Below are 15557 nucleotides of genomic sequence, written 5' to 3' on the forward strand. Positions count from 1 at the left end.
GACTATTTTAATTTAACTTCCGCTGGTTGTATTACTTGCCAGTATTTCTGCCCATGTTGTTCTCTTTGAACAGCCTGTCCACGCTTTACTACACTAAGTTCTGTAGCTTCTTGCAAAGAACCCTCTAAGATGGTTATTGCTTTACGAATCGAAGAAATAGACTTTATTCGCTTAACAGAAAGAGGTTCAAACTCAGCCAAACTATCTGATTTGGCATAATATTTGAAAAACGCCTCTTCTGTTGCCGATGTATAGACCTTACCTATGATTCCCCTATCATCGTTAAAACCGAAATAGCCACTCTTTACATCATTGACTGACGCAGGAGCTTTTTTACTTTCTGATCCTGGTCCATAAGTACGATTTCCCTTACTTACGTTTTCCTTATTAACATTCTCTTTCAGTGCAACAATCTGTCTTTTCAGATAATCGATATCATCTTGATAATCATATACTATACGACTACTTGCTCTATTATTAGTAGCGCCTTCATCTTTCAGTCTATTAATTGCATTTTCAAGGAATATCAATTTATCTTTGATTTTCTCCTTACTTTTCTGCAATTTAAGAATTTCCCATAAGGAAACCATAACCAACACCAAAAGCAACAAACTTATTGCCAACAACACATAAACCAACTGTTTGTCTACCTTACTTTCCAATTCTTTATTGGATTCATTCAAGGATTGCTCTACTGATTCAAGACGATAACTATTGTCTCGTATTGAATTTTTCATATCTCTGCATATTTGCTGTAAAGCTGCCAAATCTTTCGAATCAACAGAGTCACTGTCCGTTTTCTCGACAGATGGCTTTGGCAGACTATTTGGCTGAAATCTACCATTATCGCAAGCACACAAAGTTATACTTGCAACTATTATCAATAGTATTTTCTTCATTATTAATTATCTTCATTAGTTAAACTTTTGTTTATTACTCCGGAAAGAACATTCATCACACCCTTTATTGGATAGAAGAACAGAGTCTCGCTTATTCGTTCTTGACCATTAGAGTCCTCTTTTGCTAAAGTCATACCACGATTGATGAATGTGTCAATATCATCTTTGCAAACATCTTTTGCTAAAGACAAAGATTCGGGAGTTACACCAAAATTTTCATCAAAGTTAAACTCTTTATTCAATTTATCTAAAGCAAACTCAAAGAATTTCTCCACAGCCTCTTTTGTCTTGCTGATATAGTTGGCATTTATCGAATCATAAGTGTCATCATTACCAACAAAAGAAGTACCATCGCCCTTCAAAATCACCACCTTATCCCTGTCTTCATCCAAAGGTTGATTAGTTACCAAAGCACCCTTGCAAGTGGCCTGCTTTGGAGAAGACGCAGCATCTCCTAAGCCGAGTATTTCCAACTTGCCCTCAGTACCATCAACACCTAGCAATTGGAATATCTTACAAGTAAACTTTGCCAACAATCGATTTTCAGGTGTGATAACACGCAAGATTTTACTTCCGTTTCCACTAAACGAGATATGACGTGGCATAGGCATACTCTTCAACTTCAATATCTGGGCAATGTGGTATATTATAGCTGTATAGAATATGATAAAGACTATTTTGAAGTTCTCATCATCACGCAACAGCACGTCAAAATCAATTACGCTTCTATCCAAATTTGCAGCAGCAGGATTTTCTGGCAAAGAGAAGAAGAAAGAGGCTATATTCGAAGGTTTAGTATTGGTATCCAAAATCTTCTTCAGTTCATCAATATCCTTTATTTTATCTTCCACCACTTTCTTGAAATAGTCAATAATTCCATTATGAAGGCTTTCATCCAATGAGCTTTCAAATAGGTCATTAGAAGCAAACTTGAAAGATGTAACATTCTGCAATTCTCCATTCTTGGCAAAAGCAATATCCGTAGTACCTCCACCAATATCAATACTAACCAAATTGGTTGCAGTGGCATTTTGACGGAAGAAATATTGGATAGGAGCCGATGACTCTGTCATAGACTTAGTTGTCCCATTTCCAAAATATTTATGATATGCATTGTTCCATGTTGTTCGAATCAAATTTACTCGCTTTGGGGACATACTGATTGGATAAAACCATGTGATATCCGTTTGCTGCAAATTACCACCATTCATGACAACTTTATTGCGCAACATCAGCATCAAACAATCAATAAAGACAGAAATATAACGTTGTTCCTGCCCCTTTCCCCATTTTATATTATCTTTTGGAGTATCATTGTAAGCATTAGACATACGCTTATTATAAGCAAATGGAATGTTCACCAACTCATAAGGCAATATTACGTTGTTCCAATCCACACCCTTGGCATGAGAGAGTACAGTTCTTGTTGGAAACTTAAACATAGATTCTTCACCAAGAATAAATGGCAGAAAATCATATTCCTCAAGCTCTTCATGAACCTGCAAAAAGTTTTGAATTGCATTAGGAGAAGTTTCAAACATTTTCACCATAGGACTGTCTTTTACGTCATAGGCAAATGTATGTGGTTCTAAATCTCCATTTTTCATAACTTCCACATGAGTGTTGGAAGTTCCTAAATCAACCGCAAACTTAAATTGTTCCGTACCTCTTTGCTGGGCAAATATTGGCACAAGAACACCTTGGTTATTATTTGCATCCGTAAGAACAATATAATCAAAGTTCTCCTTATACAATGTATAAGTTACAGCCTTATAAAAATCCTCTCCATTCTTATTTCTACAAGCATGAGTCACACTCAATTTATTCACACCTTTATAAAATGAGAATTGAAATTTACGACTATATGTACTTACACAGCCTATCTTATACAATGCTTCATTTGGGTTTGCAAACATGACATTAGGCATTAAGAAGCCTGTAAAATCAGCCTCAACTATTGCCCCCTCGTTACGACTTGGATTAGCCGCATTGCCTTCTCCATAATACAACTTCGTATATTCCACATATTTTACATTGCTATTACCCTTTATAGGAATACGCAAATATACCTTTACGCTCATATCATTGATGTTCTCCATCTTAATCATAGGAGAACCATCTACTAAAGGATTCTGCAAATCTACAGATGAGAAAAACTCAAAGAAGCGTCTCTTTAATGGCAACAAGTAGCTTTTTTCTACATTAGGAGTTCCATCGTAATTTCCATCAAAGAAACTTTTTTTGTTCAAACTATGAGGTACTTGAATAATTGTATCTTCCAAGAAATCACCAATCGTCAAATAAGGATATATGGTTCCATCATTTGGCAAACGTCTCAGATTTAAATCATCCTGCTTATCAAAATAACCAGCACGATTATCCTTACCCCACAAAGCTGTAGTGTAATGAAGATTTGCATACATATTACCCGATTCCACAGGGAGCACCAAAGGCATCTGCTCCAACTGAATCTTAGAAACAATCTCAAAGTCGCTGCCTTTTATTGGCTCATTCAACTTCTTTAGTATCGGATAACCTAACACCTCTACAATATTTGTCTGATGATTTACAGAGACTTGAATATTACTCTTAGCCAAAGGATCAGAGTTTGTCAAGCCCTTTAGCTCATTTCTAAAATCAATATCCAACATTTTTAATGTTGCCTGCAAATATTCATACACCTCAGGGAACAAGCCAGCAAAGCCAGGTATAGATTTGCTCAAAACGAACCAAGCCTTGACATATTCCTTGTCTCGTTTATATAAAGGTTGAAAGTCTGAATCGAAAGGTCTATCCTGTCCAAAATTAATCTCTTTGGACACATCCTCAAGCTTATTTGCCGTACTGAAGAATATGGTTCTTGGCGATGTTGCGCCTATAATATCCAACTCATTCAAGCCATTCTTATAATTCAAAATATAAATGTCCTGTAATTGATTAAAATTATAAGCCTTAGCATCAGACACCATGTACTTTCGCAGCGCATCTGCTAAATAGCGATGACCTTCCTTATCGGAATTCTCCAACAAAGAAATCATTGCCACAGAATCCCATTTTACAATTTCAATTTTATCAGAATATTTATCTATATTAAAAAATATCTCACCAACATCAAGAGTATCAGATACCATCTTATGGAAAATAGTATTTCCATCAAGATTAATTTTCTTGGTGTTCACATCAGGTTGACAAACACGCACAAAAGCAGTCTTTACCAGATCTATTCGGGCAAATGGAGAAGGGATTGATGTAATTTCATTCTTTGAAGAAGCCCCATCTGGATCATCTATACCATTCTTTCCATCTCGATTCTCTGAACTGTATGGAAAAGAAGCACTCTCATGCCAATCGGTGAAAGTATTATCACCATTTTTATATAATCTAAAAACCTTTGACATAACTAAAAATCAAATTTTTCTTTTGCTAATTGTTTTGTTGCTAAATAATAAACCTCAAGAAGTTTATCCTTTACATCCTTACTTCCTAATTTACCAACCTGTCCATTGATTCGGTCAATAAACAAACTGTAGTTGGATTTCAAGCTTTTAACTTTACGAGGAGTGACGTTTGTCACAACATCAAAAGGTTTGTCCCCACAATTCAAGTTAAATAAGTCTAACGACCTCTTATTATTTTTCATTTCAGTGAGCCAAGCCAAAAATCTAGCTTGAAAATCCTTTAAGCCACCAACAAACTGAGAACGATACAAATCCTCATTAAAACCAGAAACTTTTCCATTTGCAGCCAATTCACTTGTACTAATTGTATTCCAACTATGCTTAAAGCAATTTGACATTAGCACAAATTGAGTCAATGGGCATCTTACCATTTCAGTAATTCCTTCATAGAAAGAAGTAAAAGATACGGCATCACCTTCTTCTTTTATGCCCAATTCCTTGTTTACCGTTGTAGGATATGAATTCTTACTAAAATCAACAATAGCAGTTGCTGCCAAAAACTCTATTAGATGAGCATCATTCTTCTGTTCAACTCCGCCCTCATAATTTTCATAAACATTTTGAACATCATCACCCAAATAATAAAGAGCATTAATCTGATTATTCTTGCTTATGTTGTCCTCATAATAAGCCAGAGCTGATTTTGTTTTAGATATGAAAGTTGAAGAGTCTATTTCGCTCTCATCACTTGGCTTAAGTTTGAAGTAAGGCAATATTGTCACCGCACCAATCTCCGCATCATTGATTGTCTGAAAATTCGGAAAAGAATTGCCTGTTCTCAGAGTTTTCAACAGGAGAGGAAATCCGCTTGCTCCTGTACCTCCAAAAATAGAACTAATGATAAATATTTTATCTCCAGCCGAGAAACCATTTGCAAAAGTATCAAAATCGTCAGAGTTGACTATCTGATTTAGGACAACACTTCCAATATTTGGGTTTCCCTTAAAACCAACATCCATCTTCGATTTGAGATTCTTTTCCGAAAAGAGCAACTTCACCATAGCTTGGTTCTCTCTACTCATCGTAGAAACATCCATAAACTTCTGGAAGCTCTTATCATCTGTATCTTTAATCTGCAATCTAAAGCCAGGAAGTTCCTGATTGATAGAAATTCTAAAGAATTTATTATTGTTGGAAGAGGCAAATGTTAGATCTTGTCTAATTCGTGAATATAGATTCATTAAATCCACAGTTCTTGACAAATCTGCATTAGACTCATCTGGATCAATAAAAATTGGCACAATCTCGTCTTGCCCAAGTTGTACACCTGAAGCCAACATCATTGTCAAGGAACGGAGCACTCGTGCTCCCGTTCCACCAATACCAAATATATATAATTTTGCCATACCAAAATCGATTAGAATGGAGAATTAGAAGAATTCTTACTCCACCATTTCATTAATAAAGATAATATACCAAATACCAATATTGCCAACAACATATTGGCAAAACCAAAACACAGCATATCCCCATAAGAGATATTCAAATCGTAGTCTTTTTTTGTAGAAGAATCTATACCTACCATATAACCAAGATAGTAATGGCGAAGTACCCATTGCCATCCTATCAAGAAATTAGCTATAGCATTACTACCTAAAAATATCAGCCAGCCCCACCATTTTGCCAATTTAGGATGGTCAATAATATAATAATACAACAAACAAACCAACAACGAAACAACCAACATAGTAAAGCCTATAGGCACATACATGTTTGTCTGTTGGTCTGGTGACACATTACCCCAAAGGTAATTAGCCAATTCAAGTCCGAACACATCTTCGAACCAGCAATAAATACTGCCAAAGAATTCTCCCATAATATAAAAGTTTTAATTGTTTTTAATTCTAAAATCGATTGTAGCCAAGTTTGTATTATCCTTGTATGCATCACTTACTCCCTTTATCAAGTATTTGATGCCAGTTGTTTTATTCATATTTTTACGAATATCTCTACCACTATCATCATTTACCTCATCTACCCAAGTTGGCATAGCTGGAGGTGCAAAAGAAATGGTTTCAGAACAAGGCTTAGTATTTTTTGAAATAGCCAATGTCAAAATGTGAGTGTATTCAGACCCCTGTTTAACATTCTCTACACCACTTACACTAACATTTCTACCAGTACTGGAAACATAATTCCTAGAGGACATCAATGTAGCTTCTTCTTGAAGAGTTTCAGACATATCAACCATAAAATCAAAGACATACTGACCTTTGACATTAAGATTACCCTTAATCATGTGTTTCTTTAATGAAGTTGCAATATCGAAAGGCACATTAGTTGTTGAAGAAAATGCTACATAATTATCATAACCATGTTGTATAGTAGTCAAAGCAACCTTCTTATTAAGTCTACCCAACAATTCTTTATTACCTATCATCCAAATATAATAAGGTCGTTTTGACTCTATAGGTTCACATCCCTTAGCATAATAATACATACCTTGATAAGTAGAAGACAATCTTATGATTTCTACTCCTAACTTTGGATGTTTATTTAATGCTTTAGAAAAAGTACGGGTTACATTAGTCTGTTTTACCCCAAAGAAATTAACCGCATCACCTTGAGGCACATCCAATATGCAATCAGAGATAAACATTGATACACTATTATCCTCTGTTCGCATTACAATATTGTTTAACATATCAGCAATATCAGAATTGCTCCTACTACCTGCACATTTTGCAAAACTCGCAGGATTCAATGCCTCCTCTAATTTAGCTATATCTGCTTTAAATGAAGAAATCTGCGTATTGATATAATATAATTCAGTTGTATCCACTTTTAAGTCAAGAGCATTTACATAACTTTTCACTGCATCTTTGAACTCTGATTTTTGTCTCATATATCCATCCATACTACCAGAATTCTCTATGTAAACTTTCAATTTTACAGAATTATTGCTTTTTTGAATAGCAACAGGTTCCCATTGCACGAAAATACTACTATTTCCCGTACATGTTACTATAGCAACAACAACTATCAACAATACAACTAAAAGTATTATAATTTTAGCCTTATTTTGCATAAATATCATTTTTATCCAAAAGGCTCCATTTTGGAAAGTTTATATTAGTAAGTTACATATACAAAAAGCGCGGAGCCAGTCTGTTGCCCGTTCCACGCTATTAAGGCCTTCGCATTGCCCTGTCTGTCGAAACGAACAACGCTGATACAACGCCAATACAACGTCAAATCTCATGCAACATTCAAAATGATAATAAAACGTGCGTAAATACTAATATATACAGCATATAGCAGGTATTTAACAAAGTGTGTATTTTGTTATTTGTTTGTTACTTTACCATTTGATTTTATTATTTATCATAGTTAATGGTTCGTAATTGGTTCTTGTTTTGGGTAACAAATCCAATTATTTTTCGTATCTTTGCACCGTGAGTAACAAATCTCGCAAAATGACAATAAGTAGAATAAATAACAAAGTAACATGAGAAGTAACAATGAACCTGTGCGCATACGCTATAAGGATTTGGCGAATGGCACAAAGTCGATTTATCTCGACACTTACAAAAGTGGAAAGAGGTCGTATGAGTTCTTGAAGCTTTATCTGCTTCCTGAGGACGATGACAAGGCTAAGGCTGTCAATACCGAGACCTTGCAGAAGGCAGAAGCTATCAAGAACCAACGAGTGCAAGAAATTCTGTCGGGGAAGTTGGAAACAGTGAAGGCTTCCTTGGAGCATCCTGCTTCTACAACAACTTCAAGCAAGAAGACCGCACGTTTAAGTAAGAAGAAAAAAGTCGGCAGTGATAAAACTGGCAAAAGTGTCAAGGGAAAGGAAAGTGAGGTAAACGAAGTCGTTGGAGCCGTTTCTGGCAGAGAAGGACACCAATGGAAGTTTATTGACGATGACGGTGAGGACAGAGCCATAGATGGAACAATCAAAAAACATAGAGGCAGACCCAACAAGCGTGAAGCTGTCACTCTTCGTTTCAAGGACCTTGCCAACGGCAGCAAGTCGCTCTACTTCGACATATATTATAATGGTGAGCGCAAGTACGAGTTTCTGAAGCTCTATATCAACCCAGAGATTACCGAGGCTGACAAGCAGAATAATGCCTTGGTCATGGAAACCGCAGAGCGTCTGAAAGAACGCAAGATGCGAGAGGTCGTCAATGGAGAGACTTTCACAGATCCTTCTGACGAGCTGAACCAAGTGGAGAAAGTTGAGGAATACACCAGTTCAGTGATAGTTCGTAGTCGCAAGATGCGCAACGGAGACCGTTCTCTCTTCCTTGATATATATTATGGTAAGGGTGAACGTGCCTATGAGTCAGTTGGTCTTTATCTTCGTAAGGATGACAGCGAGGAGAAACACAAGGAAATCTGGAAAGAAGCTGAGAAAAAGGCCAAAGAACGCATGAAGGCATTGAAGGACGGAACCTTTGAAAAGCGTGTCGGCAGAAGAGGCTACAAACCACATGGGGAAGATCCCGATGCCAACGTGGACAAATACAAGGAGTATCTTGCCAACAAAAAGGTAAAGACGGAGATTGCCGTTGCCGAGACTGAGCGCAAGAGAAATTCCAAGACCAAGGAACCTGTGAGAATCCGCTTCAAGGAACTTGCCAACGGCAACAAGTCGGTCTATCTATCCATCAATGTCAATGGTCGCCGCACCTACGACTATCTGCGTCTTTATCTCATTCCAGAGGTTGACGCAGCTGCCAAGGAGCAGAACAAGCAGACGATGCAAGCGGTGTATGCCATCAAGGCACAACGCATCATGAGCATCACTAACGGCATCGCAGGGCTCAAAGACAAGTCGAGAATCAAAATGCGACTTGTGGATTGGTTGGAGATATTCCGTGACGCACAAGTGGAGCGAGGAAGGCAATCAGCCCGAAACTGGGTGAACAGCGTGCTGAATGCAGTGAGAGAACACTCGCCAAACGTGACACTCGCAGAGATGACCAAGGAATACTGCAATGGTTTCATGGTGTTCTTGTTGAACGACTATATCACCTACAAGCACACCCATCCGTCCAAATCCACGGTGATGAACTATCTCAAATGCCTCAAAGCTGCCTTCAACATGGCTATTGAGGAAGAGATAATGGACGACAATCCCGTATTGCGTCTTCGCATGGATGTTCTGAAAGGTGGCGGCACCAAGCGAGAGTATCTAACCGTTGACGAGGTGAAGAGACTGATTGACACCCCTTGCAAGCGTGAGGATATCAAGGCGGCGTTTCTGTTTTCATGCTTCTGCGGACTCCGTATCAGTGACGTGAAGAGTTTGAAGTGGAAGAACATCATCACCGAGGGTGACAAGACACGAGTTGAGATATTGCAGTACAAGACCAAGCAGCCTCTCTATCTTCCTCTCAACAAACAAGCCCTTCGTTGGATGCCTGAGCGTGGATCTGCAAGTGACGAGGACAATGTGTTTCCAACACTGCCAAGTAAGAACTACGACTGCATCCCGGAATGGAGCCGTGCGGCAGGTATCAGCAAGCATGTGACCTACCATGTCTCAAGTCACAACAAAATCTTTTATTTATTGAATATCAGCGAGTTAAATATTTTGAAGAATGTAACTGCTAACGATTTAGAAACGAGCTATATTCTTTTTCTTTCACAACTTTGCAATATACAAAGAACGCTTTGATTACAAGTGCAAAGATAAATTGAAATTTTGAAATACAATTATTTTTGCTCATTTTTTCACTTTCTTTAATGGATTCCCTTGGCAAGCCCTTTGGCACTTTACCTACTTCAAGGTATTGCAAATATATACCGATTTTCGTACCTTTGCAGCCGATTTTGAATATTCAAACCAAGATGAGGCTAAGATATGCTTATGTGTCTGTGCTTTTGCTCATGTACTTCTCAACAATAGCAAATGTATGGGCATCGTCTTCCCTTTCTCCTGACGGAAGGGCTTTCTCTTATGCTGTGTCGAGTGATACAGTAAGGGAGAATCGTGCCTTGTCAGAGGGCGATGGCGACTCTGTGGAAACGCAAAAAGAAGATTCCATCTTTAAGACGCTCAACCTCGGCGAAGTGGTGGTTACTGCTGCCATGAAGGAGGTGGAGATGAAGGGCGATACCACGGTTATCAATGCCAATGCTTTCCAGACTCCCGAAGGAGCATACCTCGAAGAACTCTTGAAGCGAGTGCCTGGATTGGAATACGAAAAGCAGAACAAGACGATAACATATAATGGTCTTCCCATCCATGAAATCAATGTCAATGGTGAGAGTTTCTTTGGCGGCAACAGCACCCTCGCCCTCGAAAACCTGCCAGCCAAGTTGGTGAGCAAAATCAAGGTGTATGACAAGCGGAGCGAACTGGAGAAAATCACCAAGGTGCGCAAGGGCGGCGAAAACTATGTGCTCGACTTGCAGACCAAGCGAGAGTTCAACGGCACGCTGATTACTTCGGCTGGCATAGGCAGGGGCAACAACGAAAAGAAGGAAGCCGAGTTAATATCCAACCTCTTCCGCCAGACTGGCGACAACATCTCCGTGATAGCTCGAAGTGGCAACCGATACATGACTTCTCGCTATCCCGACAACCGACAGGACAACGTGGCGATGAACTTTGCCAAGAAGTTCTCCAAGCGATTCACCCTCTATGGCAACATGATGTACAACCATTATGCCAGTGGCAACGAGAGCACCCTATATAGCGAGCAATATCTCACCACAGGCAACCGTTACCAGAACTCGGCATCCACCAGCACCAATCGCAACACGATGGGCAATGGTTCGTTGGGCATGAGGTGGAGCTTGGATGACAAGACCTATTTTAATATAGGTGGAAACTTCAGCAAGTCGAAGAGCGACAACACCAGCGACAGCCAGCAATCCACCTCTTCAGAAGGCGATGAGCGTATCAACAGCATCACGAGAAACTCGGATTCGAAGAGCGACAGCCATTCGTTCTCCGTCAATGCCGACATCACCCGAGTGTTCAACGACAAGGGTACGAGCATCAGCCTCACGGGTAGTTACTCCGACAGCAAGAGTACCAACGAGTCACATTCCCTTTCCGAGACCACTTACTATCAGTTGGAGAGCAGTCTGGGTGGCGATTCCGTGCTTTATCGCAACCAATACCAGCACTCCCCCTCCACCAATCGTGCCTATTCCGTAGGCATCAACTTGACGCAACCCTTGGCTGAGAACTTGCGCCTGCAACTCGGTTATCGCTATTCTGCCAACCGACAGGTGAGCGACAGGATTACTTACGAGAGCGAAGTATATCAAGACAGTTTGAGCAACTATACCCAGAGTCGGACTTATTCCCACGAACTCAGCCTTTATTTCAATTATAATGGCAAGCGATGGCAGGTGAATACAGGTGTGCAGATGCATCCAGAGCGGAGAAGTCTTGACCAGAAGACTGGGCTGCTCTATGCCGATACGGTGAGGACGAGCGTGAATTGGAACCCACAGTTGAATGTGTCATGGCATCAAGGCAAGACTCGCTTCGAACTGAATTATGATGGCAGCAGCCGACAGCCAGACCTTGGCAGTTTGGTTTCGCTGACCGACAATAGCGACCCATTACACGTTACTCATGGCAATCCTTCGCTCAAAGCGGCTTATAGCCAGAACTTTCGGTTGATGGGAAGGAACACTCGCCTCGGGCTTTCGGGTGATGTTAATTTCAGCAACACCTATAACAGTCAGACGCAAGCCGTCTTTTACAACCTTGCCACTGGTGGCACGGAGACTTATCCTGTGAATGTGAATGGCAACTGGAATATGCGTGCCAGTCTTCGTTATCAGAAGCGATGGAAGAAGCGGTTCAATCTCTCCGCTCGCACAGGTGCCAACTTTAGCCAAAGTGTAGCCTTGGTGAACGAGGGGAAGAGCGAGGAGCCAGACCGCAGCGTCACCCACAATACGTCGTATAATGCCAACCTTCGCTTGGGTTATCAGCCGAAATGGGGAGGCTTCGACTTGCAGGGCGATTGGCGTTATCGCCATGCCACCAACCAACTCCGGGGTACATCCAACTATACCCGAAGCTATAACTTTTCGCTGAATACCTATGCAGAGCTTCCTCTTGGTTTCATGGTCAAGAGTGATGCTGCATACTCTTTCCGTAACGGCACGAACATCAAGAAAGGCGAGGACGACCAAGTGGTTTGGAACTTGGGGGCATCTTGGCGATTCCTCAAAAAGAAGCAAGCCGAGCTTTCGCTCTATTGGTCAGATATTCTCAGCGACAAGAAAAACTATTATCGCAATGTTACGGCGACAGGATTGACGGAAAGCCGTACCTCACAAATTGGCAGCTACTTCATCATCAGTTTTAAGTATCGGCTGAATAAGCAACTGTGAAAAACATATTGAAAATCTGAGATATGTTATGATTTCTCAACAAGACAGATGAGAAACCCTATAAATCATAACAAATTACTATTGCAAATTTCATTATTTTTAGGTATTGCACATTATTTAATAAATATGTACCTTTGCCGCCACAAATTAAGGGTAATATTTTATATTAATTATAAACATTTAAAAGAATAATAAAACAATGAAGATTTTTAAGAATTTCATCGGTCTCGCTGCCCTGGCACTCTGCCTCGGTTTCGCTTCTTGCAGCAGTGACGACGATACACCTTCTTATAGCAATGTGGCTGTAAGCAACTCAGAGTTGATGACTATCCTCAAAGCTAAGGGATACCAGTTTGATGAAAATGGCAAAATGCTCCTTGACGACAAAGCCAACAGCACCACATCTCTCGACCTTTCAGGCACAAAGGTTGATACCGCTGCCTTGAAGGAACTTTCTGTTTTTCCTAATTTGAAAGAGTTGAACCTTAGCAGCAACGGCTATGGTGAGACTTTCGACTTTTCAGTTCTCCCTGCTCAGATTACAGGCATTGACCTCACAAATAACGACATTTACAACTACGATAACCTCGTAAAGGTAACAGTAGAGGAAAATGGCGATGAGACAGTGGAGAATGTTCACAATATCACCAAACTTTATTTGCCAGAGGAAGCTAAGTATAATATTGCTCAGCTTATGCGTTTCTATCGTCAGAATAAGTCTGCCATTGATGGTGGTACGATGGATGTTAAGATGCAGAATGAGGATGGCGTTTCGGAAAAGTATAATACTTTGAGAGAAGTGCCAGATGCTAATCTTAGAACTTATTTGAAGAATAAATTTTCTGATTTGTTTAATGGAGACAACATAGATATAAGCAAACACCTTGGTAATGAGCAGAAGTCTTTGGCAGTTGCTATTATGGAAAGTGACAATGTTGAAAATTTTGAAGGCTTACAATATCTTGTAGATAATCCTTATTGGGAGGGAACATCTCTAGCTTTGTTCTGCAATGAAGGTAGCGAAGGTACTTTGTCTTATATAAAAGTAGGTTCTACACTTAGTACACTCATTCTTCAAGGAATAAAGATAGATAATTTAAATTTGACATCTGCAAATGGTCTTTACCTTATAAGAATGATTGATATTCAGAACTTAAAAGATTTAAATATCAGTAAATCTTCTGTATGGGGACAAAGAAGCAAAGAAGTTGAAGGTGACGAAATGGTTGGAAGCTTTTTGTCTGTTTACAATTGTCCTTCTTTGGAAAGTATTACTCTTCCAAATAAAAAAGAGTTGAAGGCAACTTACTTGGATGTTGAAGTTTTGCCATCATTGAAAGTTTTTGATATGTCTAATATCGTTATGCTTGGTAATCTATTAATCGGTGACCTACCTACATCATACGATTTAGTTTATCCTAACCTCACTGTATTCTATAATTTCGACACATCAATGGAACCTACTACATCATTTACATGTTCAAAAGATACATATAACAGAAATTCTACAAAAGAATTTATTGATAAATATTATAAGAATGTAAATCCACAAAAATTAAGTTATTACAGAAGATTAAATTGCTCTTTAAACAAGGGCTATAATTGGACAAAATAAATTAATAAAAAAGTTTAACAAATTTAATTTAAAAACAATGAAGAAAATTTTCGGTTTAGTAGTAATGGCTATGAGCATGCTCTTCGCAGCAAATGCTATGGCAAGTACAAGTGTTGAGTCTGTAACTGCTGTTACAAGTGTAGCAGACTATGAGGGTGATTACGTTGGTCAGATTAGCAACGTTACAATGAATGGCAAGAGTTATGATCCAGAGAGTGCAACATTTACTCTCGAGGGTAATGTTTTGTATTGTGATTTCCCACAGATTGGCAAAATGCCAGGAACCATTGCTGTCGAGTTGCCAGTCACTGTTGATGAGACTACTGGTAAAATTACAGCTGAGAAAGATGCTGTTGCAGGAACATTGACTTTGAAGATTGGTGGTATAGTCAAACTTTATCTTGATTCTCTGACCAATGCGAAAGTAGAAAATGGCACATTGGAGTTTGACATGGCTGTTCATGGTACTTATCTTTCAATCATTAAATTCCCTGCTTCTTTCCATTTTAAAGGAACTTTAAAGTAATCTTATAATATACGTATGCAGTAGCCTTTATTCACATATTGGCTACTGCTACAGTTTTGTATTGACAATGAAAAGTATTAAACTTTTTGCTCTTGCAATCTTAGGAATTTTTGCTTTGTTTGTATCTTCGTGCAGTAGTGATGATGATTTAAATAAAGAACCACCTGCAGAAGAATATGTAACAAAGGCAAAAGACATTCTTAACGGGGATATAGTTTTATCCACAAAGGCTACCATGAGTGGAGTTGATAAAACTCATTTGGCAAGTGGTTGTCCAACCAAGTTTAATTTCACTTGGAAAGAGGATGGTTCTATGACTCTTTCACTTGTTGATTTTACAGTAGGCACTATGCCTTTTGCAGTAACATTCAAGTGTAACACAAAGTTCATGAACCTCAATTCATGGGATAAGTCAGAACGTCCAGAAGCAGGTTGGGTTAAATTCCAAGGTAAAGATGGCAATGTTACCACTAATGGTGATGATCCAAATGATTGCCAAACAGGAAGTGGAGCATCTGTTGATGGTTATCTGAATGTATTGACAAATCAGATTGAGTTTATTGTAAACTACAATATGATGAATGTACGCACAGAAACATTCCAGCAGACTATTGACAAAAGTCGCCTTAACAATTTTAAGGCGGAGTTTGAGCAATATGAGAAAGACCTTGCACAGTGGAAAAAAGAAAATGGTCAAGGATAACTTTTATATTGTTCATATAATCAAAGGAAAGAGGGAT

The 15557-nt window shown here is 39.0% G+C and carries 10 protein-coding genes; 5 read left to right on the plus strand and 5 right to left on the minus strand.

Annotated features, from left to right (window positions below; translation table 11 throughout):
- Positions 1-2: 2 nt before the first annotated feature.
- Genes ONT18_RS10160 through ONT18_RS10180 form a run of 5 tightly spaced genes read right to left on the minus strand, consistent with a single transcriptional unit; the run spans position 3 to position 7385 of the window.
- Entirely contained in the window at positions 3-899 is an 897-nt protein-coding gene (locus ONT18_RS10160) for a hypothetical protein (protein WP_264905355.1), read from the minus strand.
- Positions 900-901: 2 nt separating this feature from the next.
- Positions 902-4297 (minus strand): cell division protein FtsA, encoded by a 3396-nt coding sequence (locus ONT18_RS10165; RefSeq protein ID WP_264905357.1) that lies wholly within the window; start codon positions 4295-4297, stop codon positions 902-904.
- A 2-nt stretch (positions 4298-4299) separates the two neighbouring features.
- Positions 4300-5703 carry a hypothetical protein gene (locus ONT18_RS10170; protein WP_264905359.1) on the minus strand — a complete coding sequence of 468 codons (1404 nt, stop codon included), beginning with the start codon at positions 5701-5703 and terminating at the stop codon, positions 4300-4302.
- Between the two features lie 11 nt (positions 5704-5714).
- A complete protein-coding gene (locus tag ONT18_RS10175) occupies positions 5715-6173 on the minus strand; it encodes a hypothetical protein (RefSeq protein ID WP_153119265.1) in 459 nt (152 codons plus the stop codon).
- A gap of 12 nt (positions 6174-6185) precedes the next feature.
- A complete protein-coding gene (locus ONT18_RS10180) occupies positions 6186-7385 on the minus strand; it encodes a hypothetical protein (protein ID WP_264905362.1) in 1200 nt (399 codons plus the stop codon).
- Positions 7386-7805: 420 nt separating this feature from the next.
- Here ONT18_RS10180 and ONT18_RS10195 point away from each other — a divergent pair, with 420 nt between their 5' ends.
- From ONT18_RS10195 to ONT18_RS10215, 5 genes are all read left to right on the plus strand, one after another.
- On the plus strand, positions 7806-9989 hold the full coding sequence (locus ONT18_RS10195) for a phage integrase SAM-like domain-containing protein (protein WP_437183722.1): 2184 nt from the start codon (positions 7806-7808) through the stop codon (positions 9987-9989).
- 173 nt (positions 9990-10162) lie between these two features.
- On the plus strand, positions 10163-12676 hold the full coding sequence (locus tag ONT18_RS10200) for an outer membrane beta-barrel family protein (protein ID WP_264905364.1): 2514 nt from the start codon (positions 10163-10165) through the stop codon (positions 12674-12676).
- Positions 12677-12875: 199 nt separating this feature from the next.
- Positions 12876-14291 carry a hypothetical protein gene (locus tag ONT18_RS10205; protein WP_264905366.1) on the plus strand — a complete coding sequence of 472 codons (1416 nt, stop codon included), beginning with the start codon at positions 12876-12878 and terminating at the stop codon, positions 14289-14291.
- Between the two features lie 37 nt (positions 14292-14328).
- Positions 14329-14817: a hypothetical protein gene (locus ONT18_RS10210; RefSeq protein ID WP_264905368.1), complete on the plus strand. Its 489-nt coding sequence runs from the start codon at positions 14329-14331 to the stop codon at positions 14815-14817.
- A gap of 67 nt (positions 14818-14884) precedes the next feature.
- Positions 14885-15520, plus strand: a complete 636-nt coding sequence (locus ONT18_RS10215; protein ID WP_264905370.1) for a DUF4903 domain-containing protein — start codon at positions 14885-14887, stop codon at positions 15518-15520.
- Positions 15521-15557 lie beyond the last annotated feature (37 nt).

Source organism: Segatella copri (assembly GCF_026015295.1).
GTDB classification, from domain to species: domain Bacteria; phylum Bacteroidota; class Bacteroidia; order Bacteroidales; family Bacteroidaceae; genus Prevotella; species Prevotella copri_C.